The organism is Staphylococcus rostri, assembly GCF_002902145.1.
Classification (GTDB): Bacteria; Bacillota; Bacilli; order Staphylococcales; family Staphylococcaceae; genus Staphylococcus; species Staphylococcus rostri.
In genome coordinates, this window is sequence record NZ_PPRF01000088.1 from 19149 (window position 1) to 36502 (window position 17354).

The window sequence follows — 17354 nt, forward strand, 5'->3', positions numbered from 1 at the left end:
AAATATTTCTCAACTTCTTAATTAGGGTGGCAACACGGCATACGAACGTCCCTTATATGTGTGAGCATATAAGGGGCGTTTTAATTTTGTTGCACCACTACATGACAGCGTCGTATTAACGGCCTTTCTATCACAATAAATTTCAGACATAAAAGGACTCACAAATAAGTTAGGAGAGGTGTAAAGATGATTAAGATTCCACGTGGCACACAAGATATTTTACCTGAGACATCAGCACAGTGGCGTTATATCGAATCGCGGTTACACGAATTGATGGCACGCTACAACTATGAAGAAATTCGCACACCAATCTTTGAAAGCACTGAACTTTTTGCGCGAGGTGTGGGCGATTCAACAGATGTTGTTCAAAAAGAAATGTACACGTTTAAAGACAAAGGGGACCGCAGCTTGACGTTAAGACCTGAAGGCACTGCAGCGGTCGTACGTAGCTATATCGAAAACAAAATGCAAGGTTTACCAAATCAACCTGTAAAGCTTTATTACAATGGCCCGATGTTTCGATATGAACGTAAACAGAAAGGACGTTACCGCCAATTTAACCAATTCGGTGTTGAAGCGATTGGTGCGGAAAATCCAAGCATTGATGCAGAAGTGCTAGCAATGGTTATGCACATTTATCAATCATTCGGCCTAAAAAACTTGAAGTTAGTCATTAACAGTATTGGTGATGCAGAATCACGCGTTGAATATCAACAAGCATTGCGTGAACACTTCCAACCGGTAATTCACAACTACTGTCCGGATTGTCAAAAACGTATTGAAACCAACCCAATGCGTATTTTGGATTGTAAAGTCGACCGCAATCAACCAGAAATGGCAACTGCACCGGCGATTACAGACTACTTAAACGAAGCATCAAAAACGTATTTTGAAGCGGTTAAATCGTATTTAGATCGTCTAGGTATTCCATATGTCGTTGATCCGAATCTTGTACGTGGTTTAGATTATTACACGCACACAGCATTTGAATTGATGATGGATAGTGAAAGCTACGACGGTGCGATTACAACATTGTGTGGTGGCGGCCGTTATAATGGTTTACTTGAATTGTTAGACGGTCCAAAACAAACAGGTATCGGCTTTGCTTTAAGTATTGAAAGACTTTTATTAGCACTTGAAGCAGAAGGAATTACACTACCTGTCGAAAGCCAACTTGATTTGTTTGTCGCAACAATGGGCGAAGCAGCTGATGATTATGCTGTGAAGTTGTTGAATGATTTACGTCATGCAGGTGTAAAGGTTGATAAAGACTATCTATCACGTAAACTTAAAGGACAAATGAAACAGGCAGATCGTTTGAAAGCAAAATATACGATTGTTATCGGTGACCAAGAATTAGAAGAAAAACAAGTAGCAATCAAAAATATGGAAACTGGACAATCTGAAACAATTAAATTTGACGAAATAGCAAGTTATATTAAAGGAGCATAAAAAATGGCACAACGTACAACATATTGTGGATTAGTAACAGAAGCATTATTAGGAGAAGAAATTACATTAAAAGGATGGGTACACAACCGACGTGACCTTGGCGGATTAATTTTCGTTGATGTCCGTGATCGTGAAGGCTATGTACAAGTCGTATTTAACCCAGACTTTTCAGCAGAAGCACTTGCAGTAGCTGAGCGCGTACGTTCTGAGTATGTGGTTGAAGTAACAGGTACTGTAACAAAGCGTGACGATGAAACAGTTAACCCTAAAATTAAAACAGGACAAGTAGAAGTCCAAGCGAAAACATTAACAATCATCAATAAATCAGAAACACCACCATTCGCATTAAACGAAGAAAACTTAACAGTTGATGAAAATATTCGTTTAAAATACCGTTACTTAGACTTACGTCGTGAAAAGTTTGCGGAAACATTCAAAATGCGTCATCAAACGACACAAGCGATTCGTCGTTATTTAGACCAAGCTGGATTCTATGATGTTGAAACACCAGTTTTAACGAAATCAACACCTGAAGGCGCACGTGACTACCTCGTACCTTCACGCGTTCATGATGGTGAATTCTATGCATTACCACAATCACCACAATTATTTAAACAATTATTAATGATTAGTGGTTTCGATAAATACTACCAAATCGCAAAATGTTTCCGTGATGAAGACTTACGTGCAGACCGTCAACCAGAGTTTACACAAGTCGACATTGAAATGAGCTTTGTGGAACAAGAAGATGTAATGGCATTAGGCGAAGCGATGTTGAAAGAAGTTGTATCAGAAGTGAAAGGTGTAACATTAACTGATGCATTCCCACGTATGACGTATGCTGAAGCAATGGAACGCTATGGTAGCGACAAACCTGATACTCGTTTCGGTATGGAATTACTTGATGTATCAGAACTTGGTAACACAATGGACTTCAAAGTATTCAAAGGTGCAGTTGAAAACGGCGGACAAGTAAAAGCGCTTGTTGTTGAAGGTGCAGCTGATGACTACACACGTAAAGATATTGATGGTTTAACAGAATTCGTCAACATCTATGGTGCAAAAGGCTTAGCATGGGTTAAAGTCGTTGAAGAAGGTCTTACAGGACCAATCGCACGTTTCTTTGAAGATGACCATGTTGCACAATTACAATCCTTAACAAATGCAAAAGCTGGAGACCTTGTCTTATTCGTTGCGGACAGTAAAGATGTTGTTGCGCAAAGCTTAGGTGCATTACGTAACAAGCTTGGTAAAGAACGTGGCTTAATCGATCCAGATGCACTTAACTTCTTATGGGTAACAGACTGGCCATTATTAGAGTATGATGATGAAGCAAACCGCTATGTTGCAGCACATCACCCATTCACATCACCAAAACCTGAAGATGTTGAGAAGTTGGAAACAGCACCTGAAACTGCACAAGCACAAGCATACGATATCGTATTGAACGGTTACGAATTAGGCGGTGGTTCTATCCGTATCCACGATGGCGAATTACAATCTAAAATGTTCAAAGCGCTTGGCTTTACAGAAGAAGCAGCACAAGAACAATTTGGTTTCTTATTAGATGCATTCAAATTTGGTGCACCGCCTCATGGTGGTATCGCATTAGGTTTAGACCGCTTAGTTATGTTACTTGCAGGTCGTACAAACTTACGTGATACAATCGCATTCCCTAAAACAGCATCTGCGACAGACTTATTAACAGATGCACCAGGAACAGTATCAGACCGTCAATTAGACGAATTATCACTGCGCATTAAACACTAATTTAGTATGGAATGTTAGTGGTGTGAGATGTGTGGCTTTAGTCAATGAGCGACATATCTTTGCATCACAGCCCAAATGATACGTAGTCGTTTTACTTGCGTATTTATAATAATGTGTTAATATAAACCTATAAGATAGTCGTCTGGGGTGTTCGTAAGTTCGCTTTTTATATTTTGACCTAACACTCATTGATCAGGGAGTCCAATTGGTTTTCTTGCAGCGCACACGCCTCTATAGGAGGACGTGCTAAACAAGAAACAGGACACCCACCTGTACTTAGCAGGCCAAAATGATCAAGCACTCATAAACTACGGCACTCATGGATTCTATCGGTACGCAGGACATTATGTCTTGCGTATTTTTTTTATTTTTTTTGATGTTTAGAACAGCTATAGTTTGGATTTAGCTCAAATTTTAAGTGAGCATATTAATATAATTTTGAACTTTAGACATATCCTAAATTACACAAAAGCGACATTTATAACAATTAAATTTAATTTTGTGAGCAGTTATAATGCGTACCTAATAACTATGTATTACTATGAAGGTAACATATTTATGGAGGGATACAACATGACAAAAACATTCGTACTAGGTGCAAATGGTGGCGTAGGTCGTTACCTTGTACAACAGTTGAAAGCGCAAAATATTGATTTTACAGCAGGTGTACGTAAAGCAGAACAACAAGAAGCGCTAGAAGCACAAGGTATTGATGCGGTATTAATCGACGTTGAAGCAGATACGATTGACGCATTAACAGAGAAACTTAATGGCTATGACCAAGTCGTATTCTCTGTTGGATCTGGTGGTAGCACAGGTGCAGATAAAACAATTGCGGTTGACCTTGATGGCGCAGTGAAAGCAATCCGTGCAAGTGAAGCAGCTAACATTGAGCACTTTGTGATGGTGTCAACTTGGGACTCACGTCGAGAAGCGATTGAACAAGGTGGCAGCTTAAAACCATACACAATTGCTAAACACTACGCAGATGACTACTTACGTCACAGTAACTTAAAAGCGACAATTGTGCACCCTGGCGTATTAGTTGACGATGCGGGTGTAGATAAAGTTCAAATCCAAGCACAATTTGATAGCCCTGAAGATATTAAAATCCCACGTGAAGATGTGGCACGTGTATTATATGAAGTGGTAACACAACCGCATATTCACGGAAAAGAATTCCAAGTGATTAATGGGGACACATCAGCACATGATGCAGTCGCAAACCACAAATAATATTATTATGTAAACAGGTAGCAATGTATGCAAATACGCGTACACTGTTACCTGTTTTTTGTTTTTATAATAACGATAATTAATTGATATACTTTACAATTCGAAAGACTAATATTACATTTTTAAAATAAATTATTGACAAAATTATCAGACTAATATAATAATTGTAATTAATCAGACACAATTTAAGGGGGAGTTGTATGAGTAAGAAGTGGCGTTTTTTATCTATTTTGTTTCTTAGTGTAGTTGTCGTATTAGCTGCATGTGGCAAAGGGGATTCTGGTTCAGGAAGTAGTAAAAGCAAGACAGAAAAAAGTGACGCGAAAGGTGGCACATTAAATGTCGGTATTGCTGAACCACCTCAAGGAGATTTCCAAGCGATATTCTCTGGGTCATCAGGAGATTCAGAAGTAATTGCCTATTTTAATGATAGCCTTGTTGATTTTGATGATGAACTCAATATGAAACCGAAAATCTTGTCTTGGGAGCAAAAGAAAGATGACGAATTAACATATACGTTTAAGATGAAAAAAGGCATTAAATGGCAAGATGGCAATCCGTTAACAATTAATGACTGGATTTTTACGTTAGAAACTTTAGCAGATCCAGATTATGACGGACCACGATATGACAATGTAGACGGTGTCCAAGGTGCTGAAGAGAAGCATAAAGGACAAGCCGATACGATTTCAGGTATTAAGAAAATTGATGATTATACAGTAGAGTTGACGTTCAAAGAAAATAAAGCGAACAATTTATTAGATATTTGGACAAGTTCATTGATTAGCGAAAAAATCTTTAAAGATATTCCAGTTAAAGATATGGCGAAATCACCTGAAGTTAGAAAACATCCAATCGGTATTGGGCCTTATAAAGTCAAAAATATTGTCGATGGTGAATCGGTAACACTTGAGAAGTTTGATGATTATTGGCAAGGCGAACCACAACTCGACAAAATCAATTTACGTGTTGTTGAACAAACGTCAATGGCACAAGCGTTAGAGAGTGGTGAAATTGACATGGCTAGCTTGTCAGCACCAATCGCGAAAGAGTTAAGTGATAACGGTTCTGAAAATATTTCACTATTAGAAGCACCGTCAACATCATATGCCATTGTTGGTTTTGTATTAAATGATTACGACAAAAAGACACAAACAATCGGTAAAGAACGTCCGAAATATCAAGACAAAAAGTTACGTCAAGCGATGGCGCACGCGATTAACCGCAAAGAATGGATTGACGCTTTCTATTATGGTTATGGTAAACCGATGAACGGACTAATTCCATCATCTCACTGGAGTGGTGCTAAAGAAGGCGACGTGCCAACGTATGACTACGATGTGAAAAAAGCGAAAAAATTATTAGATGAAGCGGGTTATAAAGACAAAGATGGTGACGGTTGGAGAGAAGATAAAGACGGTAAGCCATTTGTGATTAACTTGAAACACTATGCGGGCTCTAACCCAACATTCGAACCACGTACGGCAGCACTTAAAGGTTACTGGGAAAAAGTCGGTTTGAAAACAAAAACTGAAATGGTTGAGTTTGGTAAGTTTGGCGAAGACTTAGAGAATGCTACGGATGACATGGAGACGTATGTCAGAACTTGGGTACAAGGGGCAGACCCTGATCCATCAGGCTTATACAAATCAACGGCATTATGGAATGAATCACGCTACAACAATGAGAAAGCAGATAAGTTGCTCGATGATGCACTTGATGGCGACGTTGTAGGTGACGACAAAGACAAACGTAAAGAGAAGTACTTAGAATGGCAAAAAATCATGGCGGAAGATGTCCCAGTGATTCCTATCGTTGAACTGGAAGATGTTACAGCCGTTAACAATAAAGTGAAAAACTTTGAAGTGTCATTAAAAGGTACGAACCCAATTTATGAATGGACTGTTGAAGAGTAAGACGTATTGTTAAATGAAAGTGAAGGATTGGGCGAATGTACAGCTCAATCCTTTCATTATTAAGAAGGGGATAGGGGGCTTCGTTATGGAAGATAGAGAACTATTACGCGTCAAAGATTTATGTGCAGGATTTGAAATTAACGGCCAGCGCTATAATGCAATTTCTAACATTAACCTTACACTTAAAAAAGGAGAAGTGATGGGGATCGTTGGTGAATCTGGTTCCGGTAAATCTGTACTCAGTATGTCCATTCTACGTTTGTTACCAGATAAGATTGGCGAAATTCATAGTGGGGAAGTATATTTCAAACAACAACGCATTGATAATATGTCAACAACGCAATTTAATAAAATTCGTGGCAATGCGTTAGCGATGATTTTCCAAGAACCTATGACATCATTGAACCCAGTGTTTACGATTGGGAATCAGTTGATTGAAATGATGGTTAGTCATCTTGATATGAATAAAAAAGAAGCGAGAACACGTGCTATTTCACTATTAAAACAAGTCGGCATACCGCGTGCGGATGAAGTCGTTGATTCGTATCCACATCAGCTATCAGGTGGGATGCGTCAACGTGTGATGATTGCGATGGCGATTTCATGTTCGCCAGAGTTACTCATTGCTGATGAACCAACAACAGCACTTGACGTAACTGTTCAAGCGCAAATTCTCGAACTATTAAAAAGTATTCAACAAGAAACAGATATGGGCATTATCTTTATTTCACATGATCTAGGTGTTATTTCAGAAGTGTGTGATACGGTCGCAGTTATGTATGCTGGAGAAATTGTTGAACGTGCGAGCGTTATGGATATTTTCAATGATCCGAAACATCCTTATACACGTTTGTTAATTAAAGCAATCCCGCGTTTAGATATTAAGCAAGATAAGTTGGAAACCATTGAAGGTACTGTACCTGGACTTGATGAATTGCCTGAAGTGGGCTGCAAGTTTGCGAATCGTTGCCCGCATGCGATGCCTGTATGTACGCAACGCAATTTGAAGACGACGCATATTAATGAAACACATCAAGTATCGTGTCATCTCTTTGATGAAAGTGTGATGGCAGAAGGGGGCGTACAACATGTCGAATGAGCACATTTTAGAAGTTAAAGATTTAAAACAATATTATCCGATTAAAGGTGGTATATTTCAGCGTAAAGTTGGCGAAGTGAAAGCCGTTGATGGTATTTCATTCGTTGTTAAAAAAGGACAAACAGTCGGGCTTGTAGGCGAGTCAGGCTGTGGTAAATCATCAGCAGGACGTACAATTTTACGCTTGCAAGACGTTACATCAGGTGAAATTCGTTTTTGTGATCAAGATATTACACATTTAAAAGGAAAAGCGTTACGCGAAGCACGTAAAGGCTTTCAAATGGTCTTTCAAGATCCTTATGCGTCATTAAATCCAATGCAAATGGTCGGCGATATTGTCGGCGAACCGATTCGTAACTATTACCATAAGTCGCAAAAAGAAATCGAAGGCGAAGTGAAAGACTTATTAAAACGTGTAGGCCTTAACGAACAATGGATGAACTACAAGAAGACTTTGGCTTGAGCTATCTGTTTATCGCACACGACTTGAGTGTTGTCAAACATGTCAGTGACTATATTTGTGTAATGTATTTAGGTCATATTGTTGAACAAGGACCTGCCGAGGCGATTTATAATCGACCACAACACCCATATACACAATCATTGATTTCAGCGATTCCAGAAATTCGACCAGGTCAAAAGAAAGAACGTATTTTGTTGCAAGGGGACCTTCCTTCACCGAGTGATCCACCACAAGGTTGTCCGTTCCATACGAGATGTCCAGTTGCTAAAGACGCATGTCGCTTACAAAAACCGGACTATCGTCAAGTCGAACCTGATCACTACGCAGCATGTATTCTGTTAGAAGAAGAGGTGTTCCCAGAATGACAAATTTAATTATTCGACGCTTTTTATTAATGATTCCGTTATTATTTGCAATGTCAATTGTGATATTTTTACTCGCAAAGTTACAACCAGGTGATGCATTTACAGGGCAGATGGATCCAAGCGTAGATGCCAGTTACTATGAAGAACAACGTGAAAAGTTAGGGCTCAATGAATCGATTCCTGTGCAATATATGAAGTGGGGCAACAATGTGCTTCATGGAGAGTTAGGGGACTCCATTCGTTACAAACGCCCAGTGATGGATTTAATCAAAGAACGTATGCCGAATACGATTTTACTCGGCGTTGTTAGCTTAGTCATCACATATCTGATTGCTTTTCCACTCGGTGTGTTGTCGGGTAGAAAACCGTATAGCACCATTGACTACAGCATTCAATTTATTAACTATTTAATGCTCGCAATTCCATCATTCGTTGCAGGTGTATTTGCAATCTATATCTTCGCATTCCAATTAGGCTGGTTCCCATTTTCAGGTTCCGTCGCAATTGGTTTGGAAAGTGGTACGTTTGAGTATTATATAAGCAAGTTGTATCACACGATCTTGCCAGGTACAGTATTAGGACTGCTATCCACAGCAAGTTACGTCCAATTTTTACGTAATGATATTATCGAAAACTCACGTAAAGATTATGTGCGTACTGCACGTTCTAAAGGATTGTCAGAATCTAAAATTTACAACAAACATATTTTACGTAACTCAGTCATCCCGATTGTGACATTTTTCGGTGCTGATGTACTGTCGGTTTTTGGCGGAGCAGTTATTACGGAAACGATTTTCTCGTATCCAGGTATTGGTAAGTTGTTAATTGACGCAATCAGTGGTAAAGACTATCCACTGATGATGGCGCTACTCCTCTTTTTCTCATTTTTAGGATTACTAGCAAATCTGATTTCGGATATCGCATACAGTATTGTGGATCCACGAATCAAGAGTAATTAGGAGGCGGAGACCATGTCAAAACAAGTAAAAGGAACAAATCGTTCACCGTTTGAAATTGCAAAACGTAAATTTATGAAAAATAAACCGGCGATGGCAGCAAGTGGTATTTTAGGATTAATATTTGTTTTTTCGCTTTTGGCACCGCTTCTCGCACCGTATGACCCGAACGTCCAAAACTTAGTGCTCATCAAAGGACAAATGTCATCTGAACATTGGCTAGGTACAGATTCGGGTGGCCGCGATATTCTAAGTCGCTTACTCTACTCGGGACGTGTATCACTCCTATTCGGTCTTATCACAACGATTGGATTGATGATTATCGGTATTCTGATCGGCATGATTTCCGGATACTATGGCGGCTGGGTCGATACCGTACTGATGCGTTTTACAGAATTCGTCATGTTATTCCCATTTATTCCATTCGCAGTCGTGTTAAATGCGACATTCAGTGGTAAAATCGAAAACCAATACGGCTCGGCAATCGTCTTAGCCTTAGTCTTAATCGCACTGTCATGGGTCGGTGTCGCGCGTATCGTTCGTGGTAAAGTCATGCAAGAGAGAGAGAACGAATATTTTTTAGCAGCACAGTCGATCGGAACACCCGTTTATAAGATTTTGTTCAAACATTTATTACCAAATATTTTAAGTGTGATTATCGTGCAAGGGACTTTAATTTTTGCGGTTCAAATTGTCGCAGAAGCAGGATTAAGCTTTTTAGGCTTTGGTATTGATAAATCTGTACCAACGTGGGGGAATATGTTGAGTGATGCACAAGAAGGCGATATTTTACGTGGGAAACCGTGGATTTGGATGCCGCCAGCCATTGCGATTACAGTGACAATCTTATGTATTAACTTTATTGGTGAAGGCTTGAAGGATGCACTCAATCCGAAATCGCGTCACTAAAGTCTGTTTCAAATTCCTTTCTATCTGTGGTATCATGCAATTATGATAAAATCACTAGGATAAAACAATACATGAATACTAAGTAGCATGTAGAAGGAGAAAACGATGAAACACCAATTTTCAAGAAATGAACTTGCGATCGGTAAAGAAGGTTTGGATCGCCTTAAAAATACAACAGTAGCCGTGCTCGGTGTCGGTGGCGTTGGTTCGTTTGCCGCAGAAGCATTGGCGCGTACGAATATCGGGCATATTATTTTGATTGATAAAGATGATGTTGATATTACAAATGTTAACCGTCAAATTCATGCCTTAACAACAACAATCGGTCAAAGTAAAGTGACGTTGATGGAAGAACGTATTAAGCTGATTAACCCGGATTGTAAAGTCACACCACTGCATATGTTCTATACAGAAGAAACGTATGAGCAGTTATTCAATGATTACAATATTGATTACGTCATTGATGCGAGCGATACAATTATTTATAAAGTCCACTTGATGGAACAATGTTTACAACGTGGTATTCAAGTGATTTCAAGTATGGGTGCGGCTAATAAAATTGATCCGACACGTTTCCAAATTGCAGATATTTCAAAAACGCATACAGATCCAATTGCACGTATTATTCGTCAAAAATTAAAGCAAAAGAAAATTTATCGCGGCATTCCTGTCGTCTTTTCAGATGAAAGCCCAATTGTGATTCGTGAAGACGTCAAAGCAGTTGTAGGTGATGCGCAAGGTAAAAACCGTAAAGCACAAATGCCACCATCTTCTAACGCATTTGTACCAAGTGTGGTAGGTTTAATTTTAGCAAGTTATGTATGTAATAAAATCGTGGAAGACATTCCAGTCACACGTATTAAAGATAAGCAATAATGAAAAAGCATGGAGTCCTGTAATATTGGGCTTCATGCTTTCTCATTATTTAGCCATACGTCATTATAAATTTCATCTTCATTAACAAATTCATTCTTTTTGGCAGTCGCAAAATAATCATCAACTTTTGGTATTAACGAAATCGTCCCATTTTGTTCTTCGCAAATATAAAATGTTTTGCCAGCTGGGATATTAAACTTGTGATCTAATGTAACGATTACTTCATCGTCTTGAAGACGTGTTTTTACAGTGTCCATTAGACATCACCCTTTCAATGAGTATTCATACACATAATATATCATTTTAAATTTAATATCAATGAATATCTAGGGTCGTTAGAAAACGATATAAAAAAGCATGAAGCCACGTATTGTTAGGCTGCACGCTTTGTGATTGCTAGTTCTGTTGTTTAGTAATGTTGTCGTAGATTTGTTTGAATTGTTGTTCGGCTTTAGATGTTTCTTTTGGCTGATAGTATTGCTTGTTTTTAAGTTTAGTTGGTAAATATTGTTGTGCAACAAATCCGGAATCATAGTTGTGCGGATATTTGTAGCCGATTGCACGACCAAGTTCTTTAGCACCGCTATAGTGTCCGTCTTTTAAATGATCTGGAATTTGTCCGACATGACCTTGGCGTATATCAGATAGGGCACTATCGATCGATGTAATCGCCGAATTAGATTTTGGAGACAAGCAAAGTTCTATGACCGCTTGACTTAATGGGATACGCGCTTCTGGAAAGCCGAGTCGTTCAGCTGCTTCAATCGCTGCCAGCGTTCGTTGACCAGCACTAGGGGAAGCGAGTCCAATATCTTCATAACTAATGATTAATAGGCGACGTGCAATCGTTGGAAGGTCGCCAGCTTGAATTAATCTTGCAAGGTAATGTAACGCAGCGTCGACATCACTCCCGCGAATGGACTTTTGAAATGCACTCATCACATCGTAATGCATGTCGCCATCTTTATCGCTTAAAAATGCACCACGTTGTAAGCAGTCTTCAGCGTCTTTCAATGTAATATGTGCAGGTTTTGTATTTGCACTTAACACAGCCAATTCCAGAGCATTGAGTGCGCTTCTTACATCGCCTTGGCTTTGAGTAGCAAAATATTCAAATGCATCATCATCAATCGTCACATCGTATTGTTTCAAACCACGTTCTTCATCATCCAAGGCATTTTGTAAGGCTTGTTTAAGATCTTCTGCTTCGAGTGGATACAATTCAAATATTTGTGCACGTGAACGTATCGCAGGGTTAATCGCATGATAAGGGTTCGATGTTGTCGCACCAATCAAGACAATTTTGCCGTTTTCAAGATGTGGTAAGAGAAAATCTTGCTTAGCTTTATCGAGGCGGTGGATTTCATCTAGTAACAAAATCACTTGTCCTGACATTTTCGCTTCTTCGACAATCAGTTGCATATCTTTTTTCGTATTCGTTACAGCGTTCAGCTGACGGAATTTGTAAGCAGTACTTCCCGCAATCGCTTGTGCAATACTCGTTTTACCGATACCCGGTGGTCCGTAAAAAATCATAGAAGAGAGACGCTGTGCTTGAACCATGCGACGAATAATACCTGTTTCTCCCACTAGGTGTTGTTGGGCGATTACTTCATCAATGGTACGTGGTCGCATACGTGAAGCTAATGGCTCCGTTGTCATGAGATAACCTCCTAACATTATTTTTCAACGTATTTGTTGACTATCATTTGTACTCTTTTCGCAATGGTATTATAATAATATAAATAGTGAAAAATTGTAAGCAAATAGGATGGATAGGTGAGAGGATCTAATGAAAATATCGACTAAAGGCCGATATGGCTTAACATTAATGATTGCTTTAGCGAAGAGAGAAGGAACAGGTTGTGTCTCTTTGAAAACAATTGCTGAAGAAAATAATTTAAGTGATTTATATCTTGAACAACTCGTAGGACCATTGCGTAATGCAGGGCTCATTAGAAGTGTGCGTGGTGCAAAAGGTGGCTATGAATTGAATATGCCATCCGAAGAAATTACAGCGGGCGATATTATCCGCTTGCTTGAAGGTCCACTAACTATTGTGGAACGCATTGAATCCGAACCACCTGCACAACAACAATTATGGCTTCGTATGCGTGATGCAGTCAAAGATGTGTTGGATCAAACAACATTACAATCACTTGCAGCACACGAGGACACAGCTAACTTAGAAGGCTATATGTTTTATATTTAGTAATGTTTTATTAAATTATGAGACGCTTTAGTTTAAATTACCTATAATTAGGGTATAATTGTATTGTAAGCAAATTTAGGAGGTAATGATGATGACAAACGCAGAAAGCAAATTCGATCAAGTAAAAGGTAATGTTAAAGAAACAGTTGGTAACGTAACTGACGATAAACAATTAGAAGCTGAAGGCAAACAAGATAAAGCAGCAGGAAAAGTAAAAGAAGTTGTTGAAAACGTTAAAGACAAAGCAACTGAAGCAATCGACAAATTAAAAGGCGACAAATAATTATCGTCATATAATGTGGACAGTGGGTGCTCTATTTGAGTGCCTGCTGTTTTTTTAGTTGTGAGAAAAATAAAAAGCTTCCATGACGATGACTCACTACACATCATTATGGAAGCTTTCTCTATTTCATATTACGCTTGCTCTTCGTTTAATTCATCCAATGTTTCTTTAAAGTATTGATATGACTGTGCTTGCTTGTCTGTATCATAAATGTAGCTGACAGCCATAATTTCATCGACTTCGCCATAGTATCGGATAAAGTCGCGAATTTGATTTTTAACAGCGGCTTTATCACCAACAAGTGATTGTTGAATACGCGCGTCAGCCATTGCGACTTCTTGTGGTGACATAACGCTATGCATGTCGCGTACAGGTGGTTGCATTTTTTGCATACGTCCTCTTGTAATACCTGTGAACATTTGTGATTGTGTTGTAGCTAAATACATTGCTTCGTCACTTGTATCTGCCATCACAACGTTTAAACAAACCATAACATATGGCTCATCTAGAAAGTCAGATGGCTCAAATAATTCACGATAAATTTGTAAGGCTTCTTTCATTTGTTGTGGCGCAAAGTGACCGGCAAAAACATAAGGTAATCCTTTACGTGCCGCCAGATGTGCTGAGTCTGTTGAAGACCCTAAAATATAGAGTGGCACTTCTGTACCGACTGCTGGAATCGCCTTAACGAACCCTTGATTTGTGTCTGGTCCGAAGTATTGAATCAATTGTGAGACTTCATCTGGAAATTGATAGACGCCATCGTGTTTGTCACGACGTAAAGCATTGGCTGTTGCCATATCTGTCCCAGGTGCGCGACCAAGTCCTAAGTCGAGGCGATCGCCATAGATGGTTTTCAATGTACCAAATTGTTCAGCGACAACGAGTGGGGCATGGTTTGGTAGCATAATACCGCCAGAACCGATGCGCAAATGTTCTGTATGGGATAGTGCGTGTTGAATCAGTATCGCCGTTGCGGAACTGACTAAGTTTGGTGCATTGTGATGTTCGGCAATCCAGTAGCGTTCGTATGACAGTTTTTCTAATGTTTGTGCTAAGTTGACCATTTCATCAATAGCACCACGGTCATTGGAACCTTCTCTAATTGGAACGAGGTTCAATGCGGAATAACGAATTTGTTTCATGATGTACCTACACTCCTTTTCTGACGTTAGTATAGCACTTGTCACGTTTAAAGGCGTTTAAATTGCTTACGCAGGTTTCATTGTAGTTCCATGTGATTCGTCATACAATAGAAGAGATTGGGATATTATGTATATGGCAGTAGCTGAGCGGCCCAAAAATAAACTTTTACTAGCTTATACCGGGGGCAACGGCATCTTTTTAGAATAATGAGATCCTGTCCGACGCCCTGTCTCGAACAGACTACTAGCAATATAAAATTGGCAATGCTAAAATAGGAACACTGATTAGAAGAAAGGACTGTCGTAAAATGGGTATTTATGCAGATTATGCTGCGACCACACCAGTAAAACCACAAGTGATAGAAGCGATGATGTCGATTTATCAACATCATTATGGAAATCCGTCTTCCATCCATACGCAAGGAAGAGATGCACGTCATTATTTAGATACATCACGTCGAGAAGTGGCACGAATTTTAAATGCAGAACCGAGTGAGATTATCTTCACGAGTGGGGCGACAGAGTCAAATAATACCGTCATTAAAGGGATTGCCCAGGCACAACGTGATAAAGGGAAGCACCTTATTACGTCAAAGATTGAACATCATTCAGTACTGCACGTTTTTGAATTACTCGAAAAACAAGGCTTTGAAGTGACATATTTAGATGTAGATGAAGCTGGGCGCGTAGATGTGCAACAGTTGAAAGAGGCGTTACGTGATGATACGACGCTCGTTTCGATTATGTTTGTCAACAATGAAGTAGGCACGATGCAGCCGATTGATGAAATTCAAGAAATCGTGGCACAATCGAACGCTTATTTCCACACGGATGCGGTACAAGCGGTCGGTCATTTACCTATTGATGTCAAGGAACTGGCTGTCGATGCGTTAAGCTTAACGGCACATAAGTTTGGTGGTCCAAAAGGTGTCGGTGCGCTTTACATTAAAAAAGGCACACATATTCATTATCAACAACAAGGTGGCGAACAGGAAACGAAACGTCGTGCCGGTACGGAGAATGTGCCACAAATTGTCGGGCTTACTGAAGCATTGAAACTTGCCGATTCAGAACGTGACGCGCATAATATCCATATTGCATTATTAAAGGAACAGCTATTAGTCGGTTTGCAAGATAGAGCGATTCCATTTGAATTGAACGGCTCAATGATTGAAACGACAAATCATATTGTTAACTTATATTTCCCATTTATTGATGTTGAAACGCTATTAACATTACTTGATTTAGCAGGCATCTACGTATCATCAGGTTCGGCATGTACGGCGGGTTCTACCATTCCATCACACGTTTTATCAGCGATGTACGGGGATGATGCACGTGTGACACGTTCAGTACGTATTAGTTTAAATGAATTAATGACAAAAGATGATATTAATCGCATCATCGTTGAAATACAAAAAATCTATTTGAAGTTTAAAGAGGAGGAACATGCGTGACAAATGAAAATACACGTGTTGTAGTCGGAATGTCAGGAGGTGTTGACAGTTCCGTTACAGCATACTTATTAAAACAACAAGGTTATGACGTCATCGGTATTTTTATGAAGAACTGGGATGACACAGATGAAAATGGTGTTTGTACGGCGACGGAAGATTATAACGATGTGATTGCAGTATGTAACCAAATTGGTATTCCATATTATGCGGTTAACTTTGAACAAGAATATTGGGACAAAGTGTTTACGTATTTTTTAGATGAATATAAAAAAGGACGTACACCGAATCCGGACGTGATGTGTAATAAGGAAATTAAATTTAAAGCGTTTTTAGAACATGCGCTTAAACTCGGTGCGGATTATGTGGCAACAGGTCACTATGCGCGTGTGCGTCGTAATGAAGATGGACGTGTTGAAATGTTACGCGGTGTGGATCAAAACAAAGACCAAACGTATTTCTTAAACCAATTAACGGATGAACAATTACAAAAAGTGATGTTCCCAATTGGCGATATTGATAAAAAAGAAGTGCGTGCGATTGCGCTGGAACAAGACTTAGCAACGGCGAAGAAAAAAGATTCAACTGGGATTTGTTTTATCGGAGAGCGTAACTTTAAAGAATTTTTATCACAATATTTACCAGCACAATCAGGTGAAATGCGTACGCTTGATGGCGAATTAAAAGGGCGACATAGCGGCCTAATGTATTACACAATCGGACAACGTCATGGTCTCGGCATTGGTGGCGACGGAGATCCGTGGTTCGTTGTAGGTAAAAATTTACAAGATAATGTATTGTATGTTGAACAAGGTTTCCATCACGATGCGCTTTACAGTGATTATTTAGTCGCTTCTGATGTGTCATTTGTGAATCCAATTGACTTAACTGAGCCATTGAAATGTACGGCGAAGTTTAGATATCGTCAACAAGATACAGGTGTAACCGTGACGAAAGAAAGTGACGATTCAATTCGCGTGACATTCGATGAACCTGTACGCGCGATCACGCCAGGTCAAGCCGTTGTCTTCTACGATGGCGATGTATGTCTAGGTGGCGCGACAATTGATGATGTATTCAAAAACAGCGGTCAACTTAGCTACGTAATTTAATAGAACTTTTGATAGATAGGGGTAGTACGATAAAATCTTTGAAAAACAAAAGATTTTTGTGCTACGCCCTATTTTAGTTATGACGACTTTTGATGTACAATTGACA

15 protein-coding genes, 1 other RNA gene and 1 pseudogene are annotated in these 17354 nt (G+C 39.3%); 14 read left to right on the forward strand and 3 right to left on the reverse strand.

The features are described 5' to 3' along the window. Positions 1 to 186 precede the first annotated feature (186 nt). From hisS to CD122_RS10305, 10 genes and pseudogenes are all read left to right on the forward strand, one after another. Positions 187 to 1452 (forward strand): histidine--tRNA ligase, encoded by a 1266-nt coding sequence (hisS, locus tag CD122_RS10260; RefSeq protein ID WP_103358879.1) that lies wholly within the window; start codon positions 187 to 189, stop codon positions 1450 to 1452. 3 nt (positions 1453 to 1455) lie between these two features. Then, positions 1456 to 3222: an aspartate--tRNA ligase gene (gene aspS, locus CD122_RS10265; protein WP_103358880.1), complete on the forward strand. Its 1767-nt coding sequence runs from the start codon at positions 1456 to 1458 to the stop codon at positions 3220 to 3222. Positions 3223 to 3358: 136 nt separating this feature from the next. Continuing rightward, positions 3359 to 3552: non-coding RNA, 6S RNA (gene ssrS, locus CD122_RS10270), on the forward strand. Between the two features lie 243 nt (positions 3553 to 3795). Next, positions 3796 to 4458, forward strand: a complete 663-nt coding sequence (locus tag CD122_RS10275; RefSeq protein ID WP_103358881.1) for an SDR family oxidoreductase — start codon at positions 3796 to 3798, stop codon at positions 4456 to 4458. A 200-nt stretch (positions 4459 to 4658) separates the two neighbouring features. Beyond that, complete coding sequence (opp4A, locus tag CD122_RS10280; protein WP_103358882.1) at positions 4659 to 6374, forward strand: oligopeptide ABC transporter substrate-binding protein; 1716 nt, start codon at positions 4659 to 4661, stop codon at positions 6372 to 6374. 85 nt (positions 6375 to 6459) lie between these two features. Next, positions 6460 to 7473, forward strand: a complete 1014-nt coding sequence (locus tag CD122_RS10285) for an ABC transporter ATP-binding protein (RefSeq protein ID WP_103358883.1) — start codon at positions 6460 to 6462, stop codon at positions 7471 to 7473. Then, positions 7463 to 8301: pseudogene (locus CD122_RS10290) on the forward strand (ABC transporter ATP-binding protein). Before CD122_RS10285 ends, CD122_RS10290 begins: the two are co-directional and overlap by 11 nt. Next, positions 8298 to 9260, forward strand: coding sequence for an oligopeptide ABC transporter permease (gene opp4B, locus CD122_RS10295; RefSeq protein WP_103358884.1), 963 nt, complete (start codon positions 8298 to 8300; stop codon positions 9258 to 9260). The pseudogene CD122_RS10290 and the gene opp4B overlap by 4 nt, the downstream one beginning before the upstream one ends. A gap of 12 nt (positions 9261 to 9272) precedes the next feature. Next, positions 9273 to 10166 (forward strand): oligopeptide ABC transporter permease, encoded by an 894-nt coding sequence (gene opp4C / locus CD122_RS10300; protein WP_103358885.1) that lies wholly within the window; start codon positions 9273 to 9275, stop codon positions 10164 to 10166. A 105-nt stretch (positions 10167 to 10271) separates the two neighbouring features. After that, complete coding sequence (locus tag CD122_RS10305; protein WP_103358886.1) at positions 10272 to 11042, forward strand: tRNA threonylcarbamoyladenosine dehydratase; 771 nt, start codon at positions 10272 to 10274, stop codon at positions 11040 to 11042. 32 nt (positions 11043 to 11074) lie between these two features. On the opposite strand, the gene mazE is transcribed toward CD122_RS10305, so the two are convergent. Together mazE and CD122_RS10315 are read right to left on the reverse strand one after the other, a co-directional pair. Continuing rightward, positions 11075 to 11299 carry a type II toxin-antitoxin system PemI/MazE family antitoxin gene (mazE, locus tag CD122_RS10310; RefSeq protein WP_103358887.1) on the reverse strand — a complete coding sequence of 75 codons (225 nt, stop codon included), beginning with the start codon at positions 11297 to 11299 and terminating at the stop codon, positions 11075 to 11077. Positions 11300 to 11438: 139 nt separating this feature from the next. Further along, entirely contained in the window at positions 11439 to 12704 is a 1266-nt protein-coding gene (locus CD122_RS10315) for a replication-associated recombination protein A (protein ID WP_103358888.1), read from the reverse strand. 130 nt (positions 12705 to 12834) lie between these two features. Here CD122_RS10315 and cymR point away from each other — a divergent pair, with 130 nt between their 5' ends. After that, a complete protein-coding gene (cymR, locus tag CD122_RS10320) occupies positions 12835 to 13254 on the forward strand; it encodes a cysteine metabolism transcriptional regulator CymR (RefSeq protein WP_103358889.1) in 420 nt (139 codons plus the stop codon). 91 nt (positions 13255 to 13345) lie between these two features. Further along, positions 13346 to 13537, forward strand: coding sequence for a CsbD family protein (locus CD122_RS10325; protein ID WP_103358890.1), 192 nt, complete (start codon positions 13346 to 13348; stop codon positions 13535 to 13537). A gap of 131 nt (positions 13538 to 13668) precedes the next feature. Here CD122_RS10325 and CD122_RS10330 read toward each other — a convergent pair whose 3' ends face one another. After that, positions 13669 to 14682 carry an LLM class flavin-dependent oxidoreductase gene (locus CD122_RS10330; RefSeq protein ID WP_103358891.1) on the reverse strand — a complete coding sequence of 338 codons (1014 nt, stop codon included), beginning with the start codon at positions 14680 to 14682 and terminating at the stop codon, positions 13669 to 13671. Between the two features lie 308 nt (positions 14683 to 14990). Here CD122_RS10330 and CD122_RS10335 point away from each other — a divergent pair, with 308 nt between their 5' ends. Together CD122_RS10335 and mnmA are read left to right on the forward strand one after the other, a co-directional pair. Next, a complete protein-coding gene (locus CD122_RS10335) occupies positions 14991 to 16139 on the forward strand; it encodes a cysteine desulfurase family protein (RefSeq protein ID WP_103358892.1) in 1149 nt (382 codons plus the stop codon). Next, the gene (gene mnmA / locus CD122_RS10340; protein ID WP_103358893.1) at positions 16136 to 17248 is read left to right on the forward strand and encodes a tRNA 2-thiouridine(34) synthase MnmA; all 1113 of its coding nucleotides are present in this window, start codon (positions 16136 to 16138) and stop codon (positions 17246 to 17248) included. Before CD122_RS10335 ends, mnmA begins: the two co-directional genes overlap by 4 nt. Positions 17249 to 17354 lie beyond the last annotated feature (106 nt).

Excerpts from the sequence above, each read along its gene's own strand:
- CD122_RS10305 (WP_103358886.1), top strand. The coding sequence starts at position 10,272 with ATGAAACACCAATTTTCAAGAAATGAACTTGCGATCGGTAAAGAAGGT.
- CD122_RS10275 (WP_103358881.1), top strand. The coding sequence starts at position 3,796 with ATGACAAAAACATTCGTACTAGGTGCAAATGGTGGCGTAGGTCGTTAC.
- CD122_RS10325 (WP_103358890.1), top strand. The coding sequence starts at position 13,346 with ATGACAAACGCAGAAAGCAAATTCGATCAAGTAAAAGGTAATGTTAAA.
- CD122_RS10285 (WP_103358883.1), top strand. The coding sequence starts at position 6,460 with ATGGAAGATAGAGAACTATTACGCGTCAAAGATTTATGTGCAGGATTT.
- CD122_RS10335 (WP_103358892.1), top strand. The coding sequence starts at position 14,991 with ATGGGTATTTATGCAGATTATGCTGCGACCACACCAGTAAAACCACAA.
- hisS (WP_103358879.1), top strand. The coding sequence starts at position 187 with ATGATTAAGATTCCACGTGGCACACAAGATATTTTACCTGAGACATCA.
- opp4A (WP_103358882.1), top strand. The coding sequence starts at position 4,659 with ATGAGTAAGAAGTGGCGTTTTTTATCTATTTTGTTTCTTAGTGTAGTT.
- CD122_RS10315 (WP_103358888.1), bottom strand. The coding sequence starts at position 12,704 with ATGACAACGGAGCCATTAGCTTCACGTATGCGACCACGTACCATTGAT.
- CD122_RS10330 (WP_103358891.1), bottom strand. The coding sequence starts at position 14,682 with ATGAAACAAATTCGTTATTCCGCATTGAACCTCGTTCCAATTAGAGAA.
- opp4C (WP_103358885.1), top strand. The coding sequence starts at position 9,273 with ATGTCAAAACAAGTAAAAGGAACAAATCGTTCACCGTTTGAAATTGCA.
- opp4B (WP_103358884.1), top strand. The coding sequence starts at position 8,298 with ATGACAAATTTAATTATTCGACGCTTTTTATTAATGATTCCGTTATTA.
- mazE (WP_103358887.1), bottom strand. The coding sequence starts at position 11,299 with ATGGACACTGTAAAAACACGTCTTCAAGACGATGAAGTAATCGTTACA.
- aspS (WP_103358880.1), top strand. The coding sequence starts at position 1,456 with ATGGCACAACGTACAACATATTGTGGATTAGTAACAGAAGCATTATTA.
- cymR (WP_103358889.1), top strand. The coding sequence starts at position 12,835 with ATGAAAATATCGACTAAAGGCCGATATGGCTTAACATTAATGATTGCT.